The organism is Hydrogenophaga sp. 2FB, from assembly GCF_005503365.1.
GTDB lineage: Bacteria > Pseudomonadota > Gammaproteobacteria > Burkholderiales > Burkholderiaceae_C > Hydrogenophaga.
In genome coordinates this window covers 1-20,428 of record NZ_SCML01000078.1, presented here as the reverse complement: position 1 = coordinate 20,428, position 20,428 = coordinate 1, and the positions used below count along the sequence as shown (strand labels likewise).

Below are 20,428 nucleotides of genomic sequence, written 5' to 3'. Positions count from 1 at the left end.
CTCCACCACATCCCCCACCGCACCAAACACCTGCCCCCGCTGCGCGTCGGCATCGGCGGCCCGGTCGGCTCCGGCAAAACCACCCTGCTCGAAATGCTGTGCAAAGCGATGCGCGACCGGTACGACCTGATCGCCATCACCAACGACATCTACACCAAGGAAGACCAGCGCATCCTCACCGTCAGCGGCGCATTGCCGGCCGAGCGCATCATGGGTGTGGAGACCGGTGGCTGCCCGCACACCGCCATCCGGGAAGACGCCTCGATCAACCTCGAAGCCATCGACCGCATGCTCGAGCAGTTCCCCGATGCCGATGTGGTGTTCATCGAGTCCGGTGGCGACAACCTCGCCGCGACCTTCAGCCCCGAACTCTCCGACCTCACGGTCTATGTGATCGACGTCGCCGCCGGCGAAAAGATCCCGCGCAAAGGCGGGCCCGGCATCACCAAGAGCGACCTCTTCGTCATCAACAAGACCGACCTGGCGCCGCACGTGGGCGCCGACCTGGAGGTGATGAAGGCCGACACCGCGCGCATGCGCCCGGATGCAGAACGCCGCCCCTGGGTCATGACCAACCTCAAGACCCTGGCGGGCGTGGACGACGTGGTGCGTTTCATCGAACGCAAGGGTATGTTGCGCGCCACCGCCTAGATCAGGCCGACTCGCGCATCACCAGTTCAAACGGCCGCTCGAAGCCCTGGCCGGGGCGGCCGGCGTCGGGGCCGTCGAGCCGCTGGACCAGCAACTCCGCCGCGAAGCGCCCGATCGCCAGTTCGTTGCGGGACACGGTGGTCAACGCCGGCTGCAGCAGTTGCGCCAGCGGAATGTCGTCGAAGCCGGCCACCGCCACATCATCGGGAATGCGGCGACCGAAGGCGACCAGCGCCGACATCGCGCCGATGGCCAGCAGATCGTTGGCGGCAAACACCGCACTGCCCTCGAAGCCCGTCTTCAACAACGCCGCCATGGCGCGGGCGCCATCGGCCTGCGTGAAGTCCTCGGCGCGCACGATCTGCGGTTTCAGACCGGCTTCGTTCATCGCCGCCTGGTAGCCGCGTTGCCGCTCGGCGCCCGGGCCGATGGCACACGACAGCATGGCAATGCGCTGATGCCCCTTGCGAATCAACGCCTGTGTCATGGCCTGCGCCGCCGCCGCGTTGTTGATGTAGATCTTGTCGAAGTCGCGCGACGCGCGCGGGCGCTGGCTCTCCAGCCGCACCACGGCCGTGCCGCCCCGCGTGGCCGTTTTCAGCTCGGCTTCGGCGACGTGGAAGAACACCGCCATCACACCGTCGACATGCCCTTGCGACAACCATTGCAGCGCCCGTTGCTCACGCTCGGGCGTGCCGTCGGTGTCGAAGATCATGGTGTCGTAGCCGGCCGCATCGGCGGCGGTCTGGAAGCCCCGGATCAAGGCCGGATAGGTCGGGTTGGTGAGGTCGGGAACGATACAGGCCAAGGTGCGCGTGCGCGCCGATTGCAGGTTGCGCGCCATGCGGTTGGGCACGTAGCCCAGCTTCTCCGCGGCCTGCTGGATGCGCTGTCGCGCGTCGTCGGACACCGAGGACGGCTCCACGCCGTTGAGCACCAGCGACACCGCGGTTTGCGACAGGCCCGTGGCCAGCGCGATGTCCCGCTGTGTCGGGCGGCGCCGTGCCTTGGCGCGCGCGGCGGCGCCGGGCACGGAGGCCGGGGACTCACTTCTGGGTTTCTTCACACTGAATTGCCTGCATTAACATTCGCTTTCGCTTTCCTTTGACGGGAAACAACAACCATCTGAATCCTGAGCGGGCGGAGGCCTCCATGACCATCACACGCCGGGTTTTTACCCTATCGGGCCTGGCCAGCGCCTCGCTCCCTGCCGTTTCCGAAACCCGAGCGCCGTCGCGCACCGGCCCACTGCGCATTCTCGTGGCACAGCCCGCGGGCGGCGTCACCGACGCTTTCGCGCGGGCCGTGGCACCCGAACTCGGCCGCCGGCTGGGCAGCACCGCGGTGGTGGAGAACATGCCCGGCGCCAGCGGCTCCATCGCCGCGAGCCACTTGCTCAACGCCCCGGCCGATGGCACCACGATCCTGGTGGGATCGCCTTCGGAAACCGTGCTGGCGCCGCTCATGCTGCGCGCCGTTCGCTACCAGCCCACGGACTTCCGCCTCCTGGGCCTGATCAACCGTTCGCCCCTGGCGCTCTACGCACGCAGCGATTTGCCGGCGAACAGCCTGGACGAACTGATCACCCTCGCACACCAGCGCGCCAAGCATGCCTTGAATTACGGCAGCACCGGCCAGGGCTCGCTGTTTCATTTGGTGACCGAGACCTTGCTGTCGGCCACCGGCTCGACCGCCACCCACGTGCCCTACCGCGGCGGCGTGCCGATGCTCAACGACCTGCGCGCCGGGCGCATCGACTTCACCGTGCTGCCGGTGGACGCGCTGCTGGACAACATGGTGGCCGCAGGCCAGATGAAGGTGCTCAGCGTGTTCTCGGCGCAGCGGCTGGCGCGTTTTCCCCAGGTGGCCACCGTCGCCGAAGGCCCCTGGGCGACCGGCATCGCGCAGCCCGGCATCTGGGTCGGACTGCTGGTGCCCGCGTCGGTGAGCGACACCATCAGCGCGCAGCTGCACACCGCCGCCATCGAAGCGCTCGCCGATGCGCAGGTGCGCCGCGCCATCGGCAACGCCGGCGGCAGCGTGCCACCCCCCATGTCCTTGCAGGAAGCCGGCCGCTTCTACGCGGCCGACGAAATGAAGCTGCGCTCGCTGGTCAAGGCGGCGCGCGTCGAACCTCTTTGATGGCGGATCCTCTTGGGCGTCCTGAGCAGTTGCTGTCGCACACGTCTTTCATGCGCAGGCGCATCGGCATTGGGCAGGCTCGGCAGACCCGTTGATCGACGATGAGAGATCGATTCCTGGCGGACGTACGCCGAAACAGCCACAACCGCGCCATCCTTGAGCGCTGGGATGAGCTTGCGCTTCCCGATGGTTGGCTGGTGGCAGGTTGTCTTTTTCAAACGGTCTGGAATATCCAGTCGGGCTGCGCGCCCGAAGCGGCCATCAAGGACTACGACCTTTTTTACTTCGATCCCCTGGACAACACCGAAGCGGGTGAACGGGCCGTCCAGCAGCGAGCCGAGAAGGTGCTGAGTGATCTGGGCATCCGGGTCGAAGCCTCCAATCAGGCGCGCGTGCACCTCTGGTACGAATCGTATTTCGGCCAACCCTACGAACAACTGCAAAGCACCCAGGACGGGATTGACCGGTTTCTCATCCCCGCCACTTGCGTCGGTATTCGGCCAGGCGAAATCTATGCACCGAACGGTCTGGAACTCGTCTATGACGGCGTGTTGACTCCGAACCCGAAGACGCCTTACCGCGACCTGTTCGAGCGCAAGGCCGAGTCGTATCGGGCACGCTGGCCCTGGCTGGTGATCGGGACGTAGAAACCTTCTCAATGCCTTGAATGGCCCAGCCTCCCAGGAAAGCTTCAAATCAGAATCTAATACGTATTATGATGTTGGCCGCGGCCCACCTGCAGGTGCAGATTCAGGCGCCGGACCTGGAGAGCTAGCTGCCTTGAACACAGCCACGATCGACCTGGGCGCGCAGGCGTCCGCGCGGCGGGTCCACCCCACCGTTCGACTGGACTACGGCCTGCGCATCATCGGGCACGGGTTCTTTGGCGCCGCCGCGCTCTCGGTGCTGCAGCTGCGCACCATGCCGCTGAGCTTCCTGGTGCTGATCTGCGTCATTGCCTTGCTGTGGCCACACATCGCTTACCTGCTGGCCAGCCGCGCCAGAGACAGCAAGGGCGCCGAACAGTGGAACCTGGCGGTCGACAGCTTTTTCATGGGCGCGTTCACGCTGCTGACCGGGCTGGACCTGTGGATCGGCGTGGTCTCGTTCACCGCCATCAACGCCGCCAACCTGAGCATCGGCGGCATCCGCCTGGGCGTGATCGGTGCGGTGGGCTTCGCGCTGGGCGTCCTGCTCACGGGGCTGTACGCCGGCTTCGAGGTGTCGCCCGTGTCGTTCCTGGCGCACATGATGACCGCCCTGGCCGTCGTCACCTACACCGCGGCGTTCGGCCTGGTGTCGCACTACCAGACGCGGGCGGCGATTCAGGCCAAGCGCGAGTTGAAGGCGCGCAACGACGTGATCGAGCAGCAGAAAGCCGATCTGGAACAGGCCCGCGCCATCGCCGAACGCGCCCGCGAGCAGGCCGAGACCGCGAACCACACCAAGAGCGCCTTCCTGGCCAACATGAGCCACGAACTGCGCACGCCGCTCAACGCGGTGATCGGCTACACCGAAATGCTGGAGGACGACTTCGCCGACCGCGGCGACCTGGGCGCAGCGTTGGTCGACCTGGGGCACATCAAGGGCGCGGCGCGCCATCTGCTGCAGATGATCAACGACGTGCTCGATCTCTCCAAGATCGAGGCCGGCAAGATCGAACTGCACATCGAAGTCTTCGACCTGGCCGCGCTGCTGGACCAGGTGGTCTCGACCACGCAGCCCCTGCTGTCCACCAACGGCAACACGCTGGAGGTGCACGGCGCGCCGAACCTCGGCGCGATGTGCTCGGACCTCACGAAGCTGCGGCAGGTGTTGATCAACCTGGTGTCGAACGCGGCCAAGTTCACCCAGGACGGGCGCATCTCCATCGAGACCAGCCGCGACACCGATGCGCAGGGTCAACCCGTGATGATGTTCAACGTCCGCGACACCGGCATCGGCATGTCGCCGTCTCAACTGGGCAAGCTCTTCCAGCCCTTTGTGCAGGCGGATGCCGAAACCACCCGCAAGTACGGCGGCACGGGCCTGGGCCTGGCCATCAGCCGCCGCCTGTGCCGTTTGCTCGGTGGCGACGTGACGGCCGAAAGCACGCTCGGTGAAGGCAGCCTGTTCCGCGCCGTGGTGCGGGCCAACCTGCCGCCGACCGAGACGGCGATGGCGGACTGACGGCATGGCCAGGATCCTGCTGGTCGAAGACAACGAGCTCAACCGGGACATGCTGTCGCGCCGGCTGCTCAAGCGCGGCTTCGACGTCGTGATGGCCGTCGACGGCCCGGACGCACTGCAGATGGCGGCCAGCACACGGCCCGACCTGATCCTGATGGACCTGAGCCTGCCCATCATGGACGGCTGGGAAGCCACGAAACGCCTCAAGGCCGACCCCGTCCTGCACAGCATCCCGGTGATCGCGCTCACCGCGCACGCCATGGAAGGCGATCGCCAGCGCGCCATGGAAGCGGGCTGCGACGACTTCGACACCAAGCCGATCGACCTCGAGCGCTTGCTCACCAAGATCGAGGGGCAGCTGTGACGAAGGCCGACGAAGACCAGGAAGATGGGGCCCGCCGCCTCTACGGCGGGGTGCGCGTGAACTACCCGGTGCGCATCGGCGCGCACCTGGCCGCGGGCCTGCTGCTGGGCTCGGTGTTCGCGATGAAGCCGCCGCAGTCCATGTGGTGGGTGGCGGCGGTCATGCTGATCTGGCCGCACCTGGCCTACTGGCTGAGCCGCCGCGCGAAGGACAGCCGGCGCAGCGAGATGCGCGCCCTGCTGGTCGATTCGTTCCTGATCGGCGCCTACGGCGGACTCTCCAGCCTGAACCCCTGGATCATCGTCGCGCTGGGCGGCGCCATGCACGCGTCCAACCTCGGCTCGGGCGGCGGGCGGCACGCGGTGCGCGGCCTCATCGCCCTGGCCTGCGGTCTGCTGGTCGGCGCCGCGCTGACCGGCTTCGAGTTCCGTCCCGACACCTCGCTGCTGACCATCGGCTTGTCGGCCGTGGCGGCCGCGCTGTACCTGTCGCTGTTCGGTCACGCGATCCATGCCGAGTCCTTGCGCACGCGCAAGACGCGCGCCGCCCTGGAAGAACGCAACCGCGAAATCGAAGCCCAGGCCGTGCACCTCGAACAGGCGCGCACGGAGGCCGTGCAGGCCAACAAGGCCAAGAGCGCGTTTCTGGCGAACATGAGCCACGAACTGCGCACGCCGCTCAACGCGGTGATCGGCTACACCGAGCTGCTCGACGAGGAGCTGCCCGCCAGCACCACGCCCGAGGCCCGGGCCGACCTGGGCCGCATCAAGCACGCGGCCACGGAACTGCTGGCCATGATCAACGCGGTGCTGGACCTGACGCGGCTCGACGCGAACAAGGTCCACCTGCACCTGGAGGACTGCGACCTGCGTGGCCTTCTCTCGTCCGTCGACACCGCCGTGAACCCGACGATGGTGGCCAACGGCAACCGCATGCAGGTGGACGTGCAACCAGGCCTGAGCGTGGTGCATGCGGACGCCCTGCGCTTGCGGCAGGTGCTGATCGCCGTGGTCTCCAACGCCGCCAAGTTCATGTCCCACGGTGTCGTGCGGTTGCGCGCCACCACGCACGGACATCCCACCGGCGCCATGGAGGTGCGCTTCGATGTGCAGGACAGCGGCATCGGCATGTCCCCCGAGGCCATGGCCAAGCTGTTCCAGCCCTTCCTGCAGGTGGACGAGAGCACCACGCGCGCCTTCGGCGGCAGCGGCCTGGGCCTGGCCATCAGCCGCCGCCTGTGCCGCCTGATGGGCGGCGACATCGACGTGACCAGCCAGCCGGGTGAGGGCTCCTGCTTCACGGTGTGGTTGCCCCAGCCCGTGCCCTCGGAGCCGGGCGCATGACCGGCCTGCCCCCCAGCACCCGGGGCGGCGCGCAGCGCATCGCCTGCGTCGCACGGCTGGCCAACCTGCCGGCACTGCAGGCCATGGTGTCGGCCTTGTGCGCGCGCGAGCACCTCGACGACACGACCTGCCACGATCTGCGCCTGGTGGTGGAGGAAGCGTGTGTCAACGTCATCCACCACGCCTACCCCAAAGGCATGGAGGGACTGATGGCGCTAGAGGTCCAGCTCCTTCACAACGACGGGCCACGGCGCGTCGTCCTCAAACTGGAAGACCAGGGGAAAGCGTTCAACCCCTTGTCGCTCGCGCCCGCGAACGCTGCCGCGTCGGCCGACGCGCGCGCGGTGGGCGGCCTGGGCGTGCACCTGATCCGACAGCTGTCCGACCGCCAGCACTACGAACGCCACCCCACGCGCGGCAACGTGTTCACGATCGAAAAATTTCTCGAGCCCCACCCGTCCCCTTGACTCCCGGAGAACCGCCATGCAGATCCACATTCGACAACACGACACGGTCTCCATCGTGGCGATCACGGGCAGCATCGACAGCCTCACCGTCGACACCCTGAGCCAGCGGTTTGAAGAAGCCATCGCGCAAGGGCATGTGCGCCTGGTCGCCGACTTCAGCCTGGTGAACTACACCAGCAGCGCCGGCCTGCGCTCCCTGCTGAGCACCGTCAAGGGTTGCCGCCTGGCCGGTGGCGACTTGCGCATGGCCGCGGTGCAGCCGCAGGTGCATCGGGTGCTCGACATTTCCGGCTTCACCAGCATCCTCAGCATCTTCCCGGACGTGGACCACGCGGTGGTCAGCTTCAAGGAACTCGCATGAGCGCAGCGCCGGGCCGTTCCCAAGCAAGCTCGCACCGCAGCCCGCAGGGCGAAGGTACTCCAGTGAGCCGCGCGCCCGCCGTCACCCTGGTCATCGGCTCGGGCAGCGTCAAATGCGCCGCGGCGATTGGCGTGGTCAAGGCGTTGACCGAGGCGGGCATCGGCATCGAACGCGTGGTGGGCTGCAGCGGCGGCGCGCTGTTCGCCGCGGGCGTGGCCATGGGCTTTGACGCCCAACGCATGACGGAAGTCACCCTCAGCACCTGGACCCGCCAGCTGACCTCCAAACGCAACAACCGGGGTCTGCTGCAGCTGATCGCACCTCGGCTCTTCGGCTTCAAGGCCGAAGGCTTCGGTTTGCGCGACGACGCCCCTATGCTCGCGGCCTTTCGCGCCGTGTTTGGCGACCAGCGCATCGAAGACACGCCGATCCCGCTGCACATCACCGCCACCGATTTCAAGAACGGTGAACTGGTCGACATCACGCGCGGCGATCTGGTGCAGGCCATTCGCGCCAGCGTGTCGCTGCCGCTGGTGTTCAAGCCCGTGAAGATGGGCGACCGCCTGCTGGTCGATGGTTATCTCGCCGACCCCTTGCCGGTCAGCGTGGCGATGAAGAACGGCGGGCGCGTGATCGTGGCGGTGGGTTTCGAGAGCCCGTTCCAGGACAACGTGCGCAGCGCCGGGCGCTTCGCCAGCCAGCTCAGCGCCATCCTCGCGAACAACCTGCTCAAGGCCCGCCTGGCTTTCCAGAGCGCGGTGCACCACTCCGAGATGATCCTGATCCTGCCGCAGTTCAAGCAGCGCGTGGGCCTCTTCGACACCACCAAGGTGCCCGCCATCATCGAAGAAGGCGAGGAAGCCGCGCTGCAGCAGATGCCGTACCTCCACGCGCTGCTGTCCGCCGAGCGCGAACGCGCCGAATCGGTCGCCGCCTGAGAGCCCGACAACGTGCCCACCGACCCGCGCATGTTGTCCGCCGCCCAAACCCCGAAATCGCTGGAGCGCCCCATGCGCATCCTCGTGGTCGACGACCTCGCGCTCAACCGCGACCTGCTGGCGCGCCGCATCCAGCGCCTGGGCCACGAACCGGGCATGGCGGTCAACGGGCGCGATGCGCTGGAGAAGCTGGAGCAGGAAGACTGGGACCTCGTGCTGCTGGACATCACCATGCCCGAGATGGACGGTTACGAAGCTCTGCGCCGCATCCGCGCCTCGCCCGCCACGGCGCAGCTGCCGGTGGTGATGGTCTCGGCCATCGACGAAAGCGAAAGCGTCGTGCGTTGCCTCGAACTGGGCGCCGACGACTACCTGCCCAAACCCTTCAACCCCCTGGTGCTGCAGGCGCGCATCGCCTCGTCGCTGGCCAAGAAGCGCCTGCAGGACCAGAAGAGCCAGCTGCTGCAGGCGTTGTCGCGCGAACTCGACATCGGCCGGCGCATCCAGCAGGGCTTTCTGCCCATGGACCTGCCGGTGCTCGCGGGTTGGACGCTGGGCGCCAGCTGCTCCCCGGCCCGGCAGGTGGGCGGCGACTTCTACGACGCCTTCCTGCTGCCCCAAGGCCAGCTGGCGTTTGTGGTGGCCGACGTGTGCGACAAGGGCGTGGGCGCGGCGCTGTACATGGCCTTGTTCCGCACCTTGCTGCGCGCCATGGCCTGCCAGGCCAGACCCGACGAATCGCCGGCCGAGACGCTGGTGCGCAGCGTAGCGTTCGCCAACGACTACATCGCGACCGTGCACGGTCACGAGAACATGTTTGCCACGGTATTTTTTGCGCTGCTGGACCCACACACCGGCCGCATGCATTACCTCAACGCGGGCCACGAAGGGCCATGGGTGCTGCAGGCGCAAGGCGGCTTCCTGGCCCAGCTCACCATCACCGGTCCCGCAGTGGGCCTGATGCCCGGCCAGCGCTGCACCGTGCAAACCATCGACCTGCAGCCCGGCGCCCGGTTGCTGCTGTTCACCGACGGTGTCACCGAAGCACTGGGCGCATCGGGCACCTTCGGCGACGTCGCTCTGGGACAGGTGTTCGCCCACACGTCCGGCACCGCGCAGGCCGTGGTGGACAGCGTGCGCACCCGGTTGGCCCAGCATGTCGGCGCGTTCGAACCGCACGACGACATGACCCTGTTCTGTGTGATACGCGAATCCGCCACCGAACCATGAGCCCGACCCACAACGAAACCTCCCCACCCGTGATCGTGCGCCGCGTGCGCACGGAAGACGAACAATCGATGCGCGTTTTTCTGGCGACCCTGAGCGTGCCCTCAAGGCGCAACCGTTTCCACGGCAGCGTCAATGGCAGCTCGCAAAAGCTGGTGGCCTATCTGATCAACGCCGACGGCATCCGCCACGCCGCCTGGGTGGCCTGCATCTGGGGCCCCGACGGCGAAGAGATCGTGGGTGAAGCGGGCTGGGTGGTGGTCGACGAAGAAATGGGCAGCGCCGAGCTGGCCCTGAGCGTGCTCGACGGCTGGCAGGGCTCGGGCGTAGCCCACCGGCTGATGACCACCATGATGGCCGGCGCGCGCCGCGCAGGGCTGCGCCACATCTACGGCGACGTGCTGGACGCCAACCTGCGCATGATGGCCTTCATGCGCAAACACGGACTGGAGCGGGGTTTCGATGAGCCACCGGACCGCGGTGTCGAGCGGGTCAGTTGCGTGCTGCCCTAGTGCGCTGAGGCACACAGGCTAAAATCGCGCCCTTGCAATCGCTTCCGGAGACTTGGGTGAGCGGTTTAAACCAGCAGTCTTGAAAACTGCCGACCCGCAAGGGTCCGTGAGTTCGAATCTCACAGTCTCCGCCAACAGCAACAGCATCCCGCACAAGCGCATGCAACCTTGTGTTACGGATTGGCACCGAGCTTGCTAGACTGTCGCGGCCCTACCACCCGGGGTATTTTGGCCATACAACGACATGTCCTTGACCCTGCTGGCATTTCTGCACCTCATCGCCACGTGCGCGGCGATCGGCACCATCGTGCTGACCGACCTGCGCCTGGTCGCACGCGCCGTGGGCTACCGCGTGGTGATTCCAAGGCCCGAGCGGCTGGAAACCCGCATCGTGTCGGTCGCGCTGATCGTCCTGTACCTCACCGGCGGGGCGCTGATCGCGCTGCATCTGCAGGAGACCCCGGACTACCTGACCCACAACCCCAAGTTGCAGGCCAAGATCGCACTGGTGGTGCTGCTCACGCTCAACGCGCTGGTGCTGCACTGGGGTGTCTTCCCGATTCTCGGCCGCGCCCGACCGTTGGCGCACTGGAAACGCCGCGACTGGCTCGTGGTCGCCGCCAGCGTGTCGCTGTCCAACAGCGTCTGGTTCTATTGCGCCTTTCTGGGCGTGGCCCGGGCCTGGAACGGCACGGTGTCCATCGAATTCGCGCTGCTGGTGGCGCTGGCCGCCTGGCTGGTGACGTTCGTCCTGGTCAACGCACTGTTGGTGCTGGCCTCGCGTGACGAGCCCACGGCGCGTCGGGACTGGATCGACTCGGTCAAGGCGTCGCTGAGCGACTTTTCAGAACTGCGGGACCGTTGAAGAAGGTCACGCCTGACAAGGTAGCAATGCAGCACGCCCGGCGGAATGGCTTGGAAGGTCAGTCAGGGGCATCCAAACCACCCCACCGGGCGGCAGCAAGCTTCGTTCATCGGCTTTGGGCCAGGTTGGTCGAATTGCCAACGGCGCGCAGACCGGCTTGGCGAATGAGTTCGTTCTGTTCAGCGGTCGCGATCTTGGGGAAGTCGGTTTCGCTCAGGTTCAGCAGGCCCAGGCGTTGGGCTTCGGCGGTCTCGGCCACCACTTGGGCGCGCGTCTTGGGCGTGCCGGCTGCGATCACGAGGTCGGGGCTTTCCTGGTTGCCCAGTTGGCCGGCATCACGGGCGGCAATGGCTTGGGCCTGCACTTCGGCGCGGGTCAGCGTCGACACGGTCGTGCTGACGGGGGCCCTGTAGGTCGACACGTTCTTGTGACCGAGCTGGCCAGCATCGCGGGCGGCAATGGCCTGGGCTTGCACTTCGGCGCGGGTCAGGGGTGCGCCCTGGGCCATGGCGGCGCCAGCAACAGCGGTCAAAACGAGGGGCAGGAGGATTCGGGTAGTGCGGTTCATGACAGTTCCTTTGAGCGGGTGGTTAGAGTGACCTTTTGTGCCGCTTTGTCGGTGGCACAGGAGAGACTGTAAAAACCGGGTCTGTCATTTTCAGAACGCGAGAATTACCGATTCGTAATGCAGCAAAACGGGCAATTCCGCGACAATTTGGGCTCCCGCAAGGTCTTTTGCCGCCTTGTCCCTCCACCCGGTCACCGAGCCTACCCACATGCGCGTGCTGGTCATTGAAGACGAATCCAAGCTGGCGGACTACGTCAAGCGCGGTCTCTCCGAGGCCGGCTACACCGTGGACGTCGCGCGCGACGGCATCGAGGGCCGCTACCTCGCGCTCGAAGGCGACTACCAGTTGCTGGTGCTGGACATCATGTTGCCCGGCATCGACGGCTTCGGCGTGCTCGCGGCCTTGCGCGAAAAGCGCAACACGCCGGTGCTGATGCTCACCGCGCGCGACCGCGTCGAGGACCGCGTGCAAGGCCTTGAGGCCGGCGCGGACGACTACCTCGTCAAGCCCTTCGCCTTCTCTGAGCTGCTGGCCCGCGTGGCCGCGTTGCTGCGCCGCGGGCCCGCCGCCGTCAGCGAAGCGGCCACGTCCCGCATGACCGTGAGCGACCTGGAAATGGACCTGCTCAGCCGCAAGGCGTGGCGCGCCGGCCAGCGCCTGGAGCTCACCGCCAAGGAATTCGCCCTGCTCGCGCTGCTGGCGCGCCGCAAGGGCCAGATCCTTTCGCGCACCACCATTGCCGAGCAGGTGTGGGACATGAATTTCGATTCGGACACCAACGTCGTCGAAGTCGCTGTGCGGCGCCTGCGCTCCAAAATGGACGACCCATTCAAGCCCAAGCTGCTGCACAACGTGCGCGGCATGGGCTATGTGCTGGAGGAACGTTCGTGAACACCACCGCCCTGAACACCCATGCGCCGGCACTGGTCGACAAGCCGTGCGAGACGCCGTGCACCTACTCCATCGGCCGGCGCCTCTCGCTGCTGCTGGCGGCGCAGACCGTGATCGGGCTGGGCGTGTTGCTGGCGTTCATCTATGGCGCCACCACGATGCTCTTCATCGCCAAGCACGACGAAGAGCTGCAAAAGTACAGCTCCGTGCTGGTCGAGGTGCTGCGCTCGGCCGATGCCCAAGGCGGCGAAGCGGAAATGAAGGCCAAACTGGCCTGGCTCGCCGAACGCAGCCCCACGACCTTCGTTGAGGTTCGTCGCGCCGACGGCAGCACGTTCTACCGCGACGCCTCGCCCAGCTTCGACATCAACCAGCAGAGCTCGCGTGGCATGGCTTTCTCGGTCCCCACGAAGGCCGGTGGCCCGTTGCAGGGGCAGTTGCTGCTCGACTGCTCGCGGGACGCCAAGACGGCGCGCCACATGGCGCTGCTGCTGATCGGGACCGTGCTGGCCGGCGGTGCGCTGGTGGGTTGGGGCACGTTCTGGCGCGTGCGCTGCAGCCTGCGCCCCCTGCTCGACCTGGCCGCACAAACCAAGGCCATCGACGCGCGGCGCCTGGGTCAACGCATCGCGCTGGCGGAGCCAGCCGTTGAGCTGCAACCCGTGGTCGACCAGTTCAACGGTCTGATGCAACGGGTCGAGCGCACCTATGTGCAACTCGAGGGCTTCAACGCCGACGTGGCGCACGAACTGCGCACGCCCCTGGCCAACCTGATCGGCCAGACCGAAGTGGCGCTCAGCCGCGAACGCGGCGTGGCCGAACTCGAAGACACGCTGGTCTCCAATCTGGAGGAACTGCAGCGCATGGCCGCCATCGTCAACGACATGCTGTTCCTCGCGCAGGCCGACCGTGGCGTCAAGGCGCGCCGCGGCGCGGCGGTCAGCATGGCCGAGGTGGTGCGCCAGGTGGTCGAGTTCCACGAAGCCCCGATGGAAGAGCGCGGTCTGAGCGTGACCATCGATGGCGATGCGCAACTGCCCATGGACGAACCGCTGGTCAAACGCGCGCTGTCGAACCTGCTGGGCAATGCCATCCGTTACGCCACGCCGAACTCGCAGTTGTGCGTGCGCATCGCCCACGCGTCGGCCAATGGGCGCGGGGTGCAGCTGTGGGTGGAGAACGCCGGGCCCGCCATCGACCCGTCGCACCTGCCCCGCATGTTCGACCGCTTCTTCCGCGCCGATGCCGCGCGCTGCGAGCTGGAGAAGCCGCACCACGGCCTGGGCCTGTCCATCGTGGCGGCGATCGCGCGCATGCACGACGGCATGCCCACCGCCGAGTCCAGCGGCGGCATCACACGCGTGGGCTTCAGCCTGCACGCGGGGCCGAACGCCGCGGCCTGATTCCGCGCCCCGCGCGGCGCTCATACGGTTTTGCCGCGTCAGTCCGCCAGAAACAGTTCCTGCAGATCGCTGAGAAAGTCGAAGCCGCGCTCGGTGGGCCATACGCGTGTGGCATCGCGCGCGATCAGCCCCTTCTGCTCCGCCTGCGCCAATGCCGGCGCGATGCTGGAGATCGGCAAGCCCGTGCGTTCCATGAACTGCAGCAGGGTGAAGCCGTCCTTGAGCCGCAAGGCATTGAGCATGAACTCGAACGGCAAGGCCTTGCGGGGCACCTCGCCGGCGCTCACCACCGCGTTGCCCGCGAGCGCGCGCTCCATGTACAGGCGGGGCTCGCGCACCCGCACCTGCCGCGCCACGCGGTGCGCGAAGCTGAGCTTGCCGTGCGCGCCCGCGCCAATGCCGAGGTAGTCACCGAACTGCCAGTAGTTCGTGTTGTGCCAGCACTGGTGCCCCTCGCGCGCGTAGGCCGACACCTCGTAGCGCTGCAGGCCCGCCTCGCGGGTCAGGTCGGTGATGCGGTCCAGCATGTCCCAGGCCTCGTCTTCCGGCGGCAAGGCGGGCGGGTACTTGGCGAAGTAGGTGTTGGGTTCGAGCGTGAGGTGGTAGATGGAAATGTGCGGCGGCGCGAACGACAGCGCGGTGCGGATGTCGGCCTCGCAATCGGCCAGCGTCTGCCCCGGCAGCGCGTACATGATGTCGAGGTTGAAGGTGTCGAAGGCCTGTGCGGCTTCGGCCACCGCGGCCATGGCCTGCTCGCGGTCGTGCACACGGCCCAGCGCCTTCAGGTGCGCGTCGTTGAAGCTCTGCACACCGATCGACAGGCGCGTCACGCCGGCTGCGCGGAACGCGCGGAAGCGGTCTTTTTCGAAAGTGCCGGGGTTGGCTTCGAGCGTGATCTCGGCATCCGCCTCCAGCCTCAGCATCGCGCGCACATCGCCGATCAAGCGGTCGATCGCTTCCGGCGAAAACAGGCTGGGCGTGCCACCGCCGATGAACACGCTGTGCACGGTGCGGCCCCAGATCAAGGGCAATGAGGCCGCGAGGTCCGCGCGCAGGGCGTCGAGGTACGCGGATTCGGGCAGGGCCTCACCGGGGGCGGCGGTGGCGGTCCACTCGTGCGAGTTGAAGTCGCAGTACGGGCACTTCTTGAGGCACCACGGCAGGTGGATGTAGAGCGAAAGCGGCGGCAGGCTCTGCAGCTGCAAGGTGCCCGGGCGCATCCAGTGGCGCACGTCGTTCCACGTCGGGTCCGCCGCCGGGCCCGCGGATGCCGGCTGGCCGCCCGGCCAGGACATCGGCACGCCGGTGGGATCGCTCATGGTGTGCCTGCGGGAGCGGTGGATGTGGGCGCGAACCAGCGCTCGCGCATCAGTTCGAGCATGGCCTGCGCCGCGCGGCCGCGGTGGCTGTTCGCGTTCTTCACCTCGGTGGGCAGTTGCGCGAAGGTCTTGCCGAACGCCGGCAGGTACATCACCGGGTCGAAGCCGAAGCCGTTGTCGCCGATGGGCTGCTGCGTGATGAGACCGGGCGCGCGGCCGCTGGCCACGAGCGGTTCGGGGTCGTCCGCGCTGCGCAAGGCCACCAGGGTGCTGACGAGCGCAGCGCGGCGGTCGGCCACGTTCGCCATTTGCTCCAGCAAGGCGCGCACGTTGTTGCCGTCGCCCTTGGCGTAGCCAAACTGCGTGGCGTAGTACGCGGTGTCCACGCCGGGCAGGCCGCCAAAGGCCTCGACGCACAGACCGGCGTCATCGGCCAGGGCCGGCAAGCCGCTTTCACGCGCGGCGTGGCGCGCCTTGGCCAGCGCGTTCTCGATGAAGGTGCGGTGCGGCTCGGGCGCTTCGGGAATGTTCAGATCGGCCTGGCACACCAGCTCCACGCCCAGCGGTGCAAAAAGCGCCTGCAACTCGGCGAGCTTGCCCGGGTTGTTGGACGCGAGCACCAGCTTCATGTCAGGCCCAGCGCCTGGCGCTGCAGCGCCACGAGTTCGCCAATGCCATTTTCGGCCAGGCCCAGCAGCGTGTTCATTTCGTTGCGCGTGAAGGCCGCGCCTTCGGCCGTGCCCTGCACTTCCACGAAGTGCCCGGCGCCGGTCATGACCACGTTCATGTCGGTGTCGCAGGCGGCGTCTTCCACGTACTCCAGGTCCAGCAAGGCTTGCCCGTTCAGGATGCCGACCGAAATCGCGGCCACGTGGTCCTTGATGGGCGATGCGGTGAGCTTGCCGGCGGCCATCAGTTTCGTGACCGCATCGTGGGCCGCAACGAAGGCGCCGGTGATGCTCGCGGTGCGCGTGCCGCCGTCGGCCTGGAGCACGTCGCAATCGAGCGCGATGGTGCGTTCACCCAGGGCCTTCAAGTCGAACACCGCGCGCAACGAGCGGCCGATGAGGCGCTGGATTTCTTGCGTGCGCCCGCTCTGCTTGCCTTTGGCGGCCTCGCGGTCGCTGCGCGTGTGGGTGGCGCGCGGCAGCATGCCGTACTCGGCCGTCACCCAGCCTTCACCGCTGCCACGCTTGTGTGGCGGCACCTTCTCTTCCACCGACGCGGTGCACAGCACCTTGGTGTGGCCGAACTCGATCAACACCGAGCCTTCGGCGTGGATGGTGTAGTCGCGGGTGATGCGCACCGCGCGCAACGCATCGGCGGCCCGTTGGCCGGGTCGGGACATATCGCTCATGGGGAAACCTCAGGGGAAGTTCAAGAATTGCGTTCGGCCGTGCGGCGGATCGCGGCATTGATCTCGGCGATCGATCGTTCGATCGCCGCGTCGTCCATGTCTTCGATGGACGGGTCGGGCACGCCCGACTGGATGGTGGACGCGAACACACCGTCCTCGATGTCTTCGGTCGACACGCGCGTGGACTGGAATTCGTCGGCCGTCTCCCACTCCATCGCGAGCACGGTCACGTTGTCGCAGCGCGGGCCACCCCGCTTGAGCGCCATTTCAACCAGTTCGGGCACCGCCTGTTCGAGCGGTCGCTTGGACAGTTCGGACGTGATTTCCTCGTCGCTCACCGTGCCCCAGAGCCCGTCCGAGCACAGCAACACGCGATCGCCCTGCATCAGGTGGACCGGGCCAGACAGGTCGAACACCGGCTTGGCCGGCGAACCGAGGCAGGTGAAGAGGATGTTGCGGTTGATGTGATCGGTGGCGCGGCCCAGGTGCTGTTGCTGCTCCATGTAGGAGTGGTCGCGCGTGCGGGTGAGCATTTCGCCATGGCGCACCACGTACAGGCGCGAATCGCCGCAATGCACCCAGTGCACGTGGTTGCGCTCCATCACGGCCGCGACCAGCGTGGTGCGCGGCGTGTCGAGCATGCCCTTTTCAGCGGCGTAACGAATGATCTGGTGGTGCGCCGCCATCAAGGCGCTGGAGAGAAACTCCGGCACTTCGCGCACCGTCGGGTTCGCGGCCTTCTGGAAGTAGGCGGAGAAGGTTTGCAGCGCCAACTGCGCGGCCATCGCGCCTTCGGGGTGTCCACCCATGCCGTCGGCGAGCACGAACAGGCCCGACTCCCGCGTATAGACATAGCCCATTCGGTCTTCGTTGCGCTCGCGCCCCCCTTGGCGGCTGATCTGGTAGACCGAAAACTTCATCGAAACTTGGTCGCGGCGTTGGTGGATTTGCGCAGGGATTTCTTGTTATCCGACACGATGTTGTCGAACTGCAACCGCATTTTTTCGGCCACGGTGAGCTTGGTGTAGCTGCGCTCGGTTTCGCGGCTCAGCTCTTTTTGCAACGCGAACACCGACTGCGGACGCGACAACGGATCGAGCGACATGCACCACTCGACCACCTCGATGAGGTTGTCGGAGTACACGCCACGCAAGCGCGAGAGCGCCAGCGAGAGCCGGTCCTTCTCCAGCCGCTGGGGGGCGTCGTTCGGCGGGTAGCCTTGCATGCTGGCGTAGATGCAGGCGCCGATGGCGTAGATGTCGGTCCATGGACCCATGGACGAATCGCGCCGGTACATCTCGGGCGCGGCAAAGCCGGGCGTGTACATCGGGCGAATGAAATTGCCTTCCTTGCTCAGCACCTCGCGCGCGGCGCCGAAGTCGATCAGCACGGAACGGTTGTCGTCGGTCACGAAGATATTGGCCGGCTTGATGTCCAGGTGCAGCATCTTGTGCTGGTGCACGATGCGCAAACCCCGCAGCACTTCGTCGTACAACGAGCGGATGGTGGACTCGCGGAACACCTTCTGCTTCTTGAGTTCGCGCGCGGTGATGATGAATTCCTGCAGGGACGCGCCCTCGAGGAAGTTCATCACCATGTAGACGGTTTCGTTTTCGCGGAAGAAGTTGAGCACGCTCACCACCGACTGGTGGGAAATCTGCGCCAGCGCCCGGCCTTCTTCAAAGAAACTCTTGAGGCCCAGGCGGTACAGCGACAACTTTTCCGGTTGCACCTGGGGCAGCAGTTCACCAGGGCCACGCGAGGCCAGCGACGAAGGCAGGTACTCTTTGACGGCGACCTGCTGGCCTTCCGTGTCCACCGCCAGGTACACGACACCGAAACCGCCGGCCGCCAGTTTGCGAACAATGCGGTATCCACCGATCACGGTGTCCGGGGGCAGCGGGGCGGGTTTGACCTTTGACATAATTCGGGATGGATTCCGGAACGCCTTGTTTTGGACCACTCACCCAAGATTGGGGCAAAGTCAATGGCAGTTTACAGCATGACCGGTTACGCCACGGCCCACTCCAGTGGGTCTCCGGCGCCGGCCAGCGCCGAGCCCAGCCGCGAGCAACGGGCTGGCGTCGGGGTCGAAATCCGCTCCGTCAACAGCCGCTTCCTCGACCTCGTTTTCAAGCTTCCGGACGATCTTCGGGCCGCGGAACCAGCGCTGCGCGACATGATGGGCGCGCGCCTGAAGCGCGGAAAAGTGGAGGTGCGCGCCTGGGTCGAAGGCCGCACCGACGCCCTTCCCCGCTCCCCCAGCGCTCAGGACCTGCAAAAGCTCGTCGGCCTGCAGGACAACGTGCGTGCGTGGTTGCCCACCGCCACGCCACTGTCGGTCGCTGAAATCCTGCAACTGACCACGCGCCAGCAAGGCGTCGCCGGTGAATTCAACGACAGCCTGCTGGCCACCGCAGCGTCTGCACTGGAAGGCCTGAGCGCGGCGCGCGAGCGCGAAGGCAAGCGCCTGGCGGCCATGCTGCTGGACCGGTTGGGCCAGTTGCGCAAGCTCGCGCAAGATGCGCAACCGCTGATTCCGCAACTGGTGGCTCAGCAGCGCCAGCGCTTCATCGACCGCTGGAACGAAGCACTTGCTGCGGGCAATCCCGGCGCAACCGGCTCCACCGTGTCCTCCGACGCCGCCCACGACCGCGCCCTCACGGAGGCCACCGCCTTCGCGATTCGCATCGATGTGGCGGAGGAACTGACACGCCTGGACTCGCACCTGACGGAAATCGAGCGGCTGTTGAAAAAGGGCGCCGAGGTCGGCAAGCGCCTGGACTTCCTGATCCAGGAGCTGCACCGAGAAGCCAACACCCTCGGCTCCAAGTCGTCCAACCTCGAACTCACACGGATCTCGGTGGACATGAAGGTGCTCATCGAACAGATGCGCGAGCAGGTGCAGAACATCGAGTAAGCATGGAATATCCCGGAAATCTGTTTGTCGTCGCCGCCCCCAGTGGGGCAGGCAAATCCAGCCTGGTCAAGGCGCTCATGGAGCTCGACTCGCGCGTCGTGCCTTCGATCTCGCACACCACGAGGGCCCCCAGGGGCCAGGAGCTGCACGGCCGCGAGTACTACTTTGTCAGCAACGAAACCTTTGACCAGATGGTCGTTCAAGGCGCATTTCTGGAGTGGGCCAAGGTGCACGGGAACCGCTATGGCACCTCGAAAATGGCCATCGAGCAGCGCATGGCCCAAGGCGCGGACGTGGTGCTGGAAATCGACTACCAAGGCGCCATTCAGGTCAAACGCATCTTTCCCAACGCGGTGCTGGTGTTCATCCTGCCGCCCAGTTGGGAGGAGCTGCGCTCGCGTCTGGAGCGCCGCGCAGAGGACTCGGCCGAGGTCATCGAGCTCCGGTTGCAGAACGCCGCCACCGAGACGGCACACGCCCGGGAGTTCGACTTCGTTATAATCAACGAGTTGTTCGAACGGGCCCTGTTTGATCTCAAGGCCATCGTCCATGCCCAGCGGCTCAAGTTTGCCGCCCAGCGTATCGCCCGAAGCGATACCTTCAAGGCGCTCAACATTCTTTGATCCCACCGCTTACTTACCGAAGGCCCCGTTCATGGCACGCATCACCGTCGAAGATTGTCTGGAACAGATTCCCAACCGCTTTCAGCTGGTGTTGGCCGCCACGTACCGCGCCCGCATGCTCAGCCAAGGGCACGCACCCAAGATCGAGAGCAAGAACAAGCCCGGCGTGACCGCCTTGCGCGAAATCGCCGAGGGCAAAGTCGGCCTCGAAATGCTCAAGAAAGTGCCCCTCTGAACGAGGCACGGCCTTCGGGCACGGAAAAAAACACCGCGTTGCGGTGTTTTTTTTTGCCTGCCCGCCCAACCC

24 protein-coding genes and 1 tRNA gene are annotated in these 20,428 nt (G+C 66.4%); 18 read left to right on the top strand and 7 right to left on the bottom strand.

Going from position 1 to position 20,428, the window contains the following annotated elements:
* Nucleotides 1-651 (top strand): urease accessory protein UreG (gene ureG, locus FFS09_RS28500; protein ID WP_137922279.1); only part of this gene is annotated, 651 nt, incomplete at its 5' end.
* A gap of 1 nt (nt 652) precedes the next feature.
* Here the strand turns inward: ureG and FFS09_RS28495 are convergent.
* On the bottom strand, nt 653-1,717 hold the full coding sequence (locus tag FFS09_RS28495) for a LacI family DNA-binding transcriptional regulator (protein WP_137922278.1): 1,065 nt from the start codon (nt 1,715-1,717) through the stop codon (nt 653-655).
* An 86-nt stretch (nt 1,718-1,803) separates the two neighbouring features.
* On the opposite strand from FFS09_RS28495, the gene FFS09_RS28490 reads away from it, so the two are divergent.
* From FFS09_RS28490 to FFS09_RS28435, 12 genes are all read left to right on the top strand, one after another.
* Nucleotides 1,804-2,793: a Bug family tripartite tricarboxylate transporter substrate binding protein gene (locus FFS09_RS28490; protein WP_137922277.1), complete on the top strand. Its 990-nt coding sequence runs from the start codon at nt 1,804-1,806 to the stop codon at nt 2,791-2,793.
* Between the two features lie 101 nt (nt 2,794-2,894).
* Nucleotides 2,895-3,440 (top strand): nucleotidyltransferase family protein, encoded by a 546-nt coding sequence (locus tag FFS09_RS28485; protein ID WP_137922276.1) that lies wholly within the window; start codon nt 2,895-2,897, stop codon nt 3,438-3,440.
* A gap of 133 nt (nt 3,441-3,573) precedes the next feature.
* Nucleotides 3,574-4,962 (top strand): ATP-binding protein, encoded by a 1,389-nt coding sequence (locus FFS09_RS28480; protein WP_171020247.1) that lies wholly within the window; start codon nt 3,574-3,576, stop codon nt 4,960-4,962.
* Nucleotides 4,963-4,966: 4 nt separating this feature from the next.
* Complete coding sequence (locus FFS09_RS28475; RefSeq protein ID WP_137922274.1) at nt 4,967-5,326, top strand: response regulator; 360 nt, start codon at nt 4,967-4,969, stop codon at nt 5,324-5,326.
* The gene (locus FFS09_RS28470; RefSeq protein WP_137922273.1) at nt 5,323-6,669 is read left to right on the top strand and encodes an ATP-binding protein; all 1,347 of its coding nucleotides are present in this window, start codon (nt 5,323-5,325) and stop codon (nt 6,667-6,669) included. Before FFS09_RS28475 ends, FFS09_RS28470 begins: the two co-directional genes overlap by 4 nt.
* On the top strand, nt 6,666-7,136 hold the full coding sequence (locus FFS09_RS28465) for an ATP-binding protein (RefSeq protein ID WP_137922272.1): 471 nt from the start codon (nt 6,666-6,668) through the stop codon (nt 7,134-7,136). Before FFS09_RS28470 ends, FFS09_RS28465 begins: the two co-directional genes overlap by 4 nt.
* Nucleotides 7,137-7,152: 16 nt before the next feature.
* The gene (locus tag FFS09_RS28460) at nt 7,153-7,497 is read left to right on the top strand and encodes an STAS domain-containing protein (RefSeq protein WP_137922271.1); all 345 of its coding nucleotides are present in this window, start codon (nt 7,153-7,155) and stop codon (nt 7,495-7,497) included.
* The gene (locus FFS09_RS28455; protein WP_137922270.1) at nt 7,494-8,435 is read left to right on the top strand and encodes a patatin-like phospholipase family protein; all 942 of its coding nucleotides are present in this window, start codon (nt 7,494-7,496) and stop codon (nt 8,433-8,435) included. Before FFS09_RS28460 ends, FFS09_RS28455 begins: the two co-directional genes overlap by 4 nt.
* Nucleotides 8,436-8,447: 12 nt before the next feature.
* Nucleotides 8,448-9,665 carry a PP2C family protein-serine/threonine phosphatase gene (locus FFS09_RS28450; protein WP_137922269.1) on the top strand — a complete coding sequence of 406 codons (1,218 nt, stop codon included), beginning with the start codon at nt 8,448-8,450 and terminating at the stop codon, nt 9,663-9,665.
* Nucleotides 9,662-10,174, top strand: coding sequence for a GNAT family N-acetyltransferase (locus FFS09_RS28445; protein WP_137922268.1), 513 nt, complete (start codon nt 9,662-9,664; stop codon nt 10,172-10,174). The genes FFS09_RS28450 and FFS09_RS28445 overlap by 4 nt, the downstream gene beginning before the upstream one ends.
* A gap of 46 nt (nt 10,175-10,220) precedes the next feature.
* Nucleotides 10,221-10,308, top strand: a tRNA-Ser gene (locus FFS09_RS28440).
* Nucleotides 10,309-10,418: 110 nt separating this feature from the next.
* On the top strand, nt 10,419-11,039 hold the full coding sequence (locus tag FFS09_RS28435) for a hypothetical protein (RefSeq protein ID WP_137922267.1): 621 nt from the start codon (nt 10,419-10,421) through the stop codon (nt 11,037-11,039).
* A 106-nt stretch (nt 11,040-11,145) separates the two neighbouring features.
* Here the strand turns inward: FFS09_RS28435 and FFS09_RS28430 are convergent, their stop codons facing one another.
* A complete protein-coding gene (locus FFS09_RS28430; RefSeq protein WP_137922266.1) occupies nt 11,146-11,607 on the bottom strand; it encodes a DUF4148 domain-containing protein in 462 nt (153 codons plus the stop codon).
* Between the two features lie 208 nt (nt 11,608-11,815).
* Between FFS09_RS28430 and FFS09_RS28425 the strand changes: the two genes are divergently transcribed.
* Together FFS09_RS28425 and FFS09_RS28420 are read left to right on the top strand one after the other, a co-directional pair.
* Nucleotides 11,816-12,499: a heavy metal response regulator transcription factor gene (locus FFS09_RS28425; RefSeq protein ID WP_137922265.1), complete on the top strand. Its 684-nt coding sequence runs from the start codon at nt 11,816-11,818 to the stop codon at nt 12,497-12,499.
* Nucleotides 12,496-13,902: a heavy metal sensor histidine kinase gene (locus FFS09_RS28420; RefSeq protein ID WP_171020245.1), complete on the top strand. Its 1,407-nt coding sequence runs from the start codon at nt 12,496-12,498 to the stop codon at nt 13,900-13,902. Before FFS09_RS28425 ends, FFS09_RS28420 begins: the two co-directional genes overlap by 4 nt.
* 38 nt (nt 13,903-13,940) lie before the next feature.
* Here the strand turns inward: FFS09_RS28420 and hemW are convergent, their stop codons facing one another.
* The 5 genes from hemW to FFS09_RS28395 are packed head-to-tail and all read right to left on the bottom strand — an operon-like array spanning nt 13,941 to nt 18,502.
* The gene (gene hemW / locus FFS09_RS28415; protein ID WP_171020248.1) at nt 13,941-15,197 is read right to left on the bottom strand and encodes a radical SAM family heme chaperone HemW; all 1,257 of its coding nucleotides are present in this window, start codon (nt 15,195-15,197) and stop codon (nt 13,941-13,943) included.
* 20 nt (nt 15,198-15,217) lie between these two features.
* Nucleotides 15,218-15,850: an RdgB/HAM1 family non-canonical purine NTP pyrophosphatase gene (gene rdgB, locus FFS09_RS28410; protein WP_137922262.1), complete on the bottom strand. Its 633-nt coding sequence runs from the start codon at nt 15,848-15,850 to the stop codon at nt 15,218-15,220.
* Nucleotides 15,847-16,578: a ribonuclease PH gene (gene rph / locus FFS09_RS28405; protein WP_137922261.1), complete on the bottom strand. Its 732-nt coding sequence runs from the start codon at nt 16,576-16,578 to the stop codon at nt 15,847-15,849. The genes rdgB and rph overlap by 4 nt, the downstream gene beginning before the upstream one ends.
* Nucleotides 16,579-16,598: 20 nt before the next feature.
* The gene (locus FFS09_RS28400; protein WP_137922260.1) at nt 16,599-17,498 is read right to left on the bottom strand and encodes a PP2C family protein-serine/threonine phosphatase; all 900 of its coding nucleotides are present in this window, start codon (nt 17,496-17,498) and stop codon (nt 16,599-16,601) included.
* Nucleotides 17,495-18,502 carry a serine/threonine protein kinase gene (locus tag FFS09_RS28395; RefSeq protein WP_066268004.1) on the bottom strand — a complete coding sequence of 336 codons (1,008 nt, stop codon included), beginning with the start codon at nt 18,500-18,502 and terminating at the stop codon, nt 17,495-17,497. Before FFS09_RS28395 ends, FFS09_RS28400 begins: the two co-directional genes overlap by 4 nt.
* Before the next feature lie 63 nt (nt 18,503-18,565).
* On the opposite strand from FFS09_RS28395, the gene FFS09_RS28390 reads away from it, so the two are divergent.
* From FFS09_RS28390 to rpoZ, 3 genes are read left to right on the top strand one after another with little or no spacing between them, the layout of a single operon-like run.
* Nucleotides 18,566-19,498: a YicC/YloC family endoribonuclease gene (locus FFS09_RS28390; protein WP_137922259.1), complete on the top strand. Its 933-nt coding sequence runs from the start codon at nt 18,566-18,568 to the stop codon at nt 19,496-19,498.
* A 2-nt stretch (nt 19,499-19,500) separates the two neighbouring features.
* Nucleotides 19,501-20,121 carry a guanylate kinase gene (gmk, locus tag FFS09_RS28385; protein ID WP_137922258.1) on the top strand — a complete coding sequence of 207 codons (621 nt, stop codon included), beginning with the start codon at nt 19,501-19,503 and terminating at the stop codon, nt 20,119-20,121.
* A gap of 31 nt (nt 20,122-20,152) precedes the next feature.
* The gene (gene rpoZ, locus FFS09_RS28380) at nt 20,153-20,356 is read left to right on the top strand and encodes a DNA-directed RNA polymerase subunit omega (RefSeq protein ID WP_137922257.1); all 204 of its coding nucleotides are present in this window, start codon (nt 20,153-20,155) and stop codon (nt 20,354-20,356) included.
* The last annotated feature ends 72 nt before the right edge of the window (nt 20,357-20,428 follow it).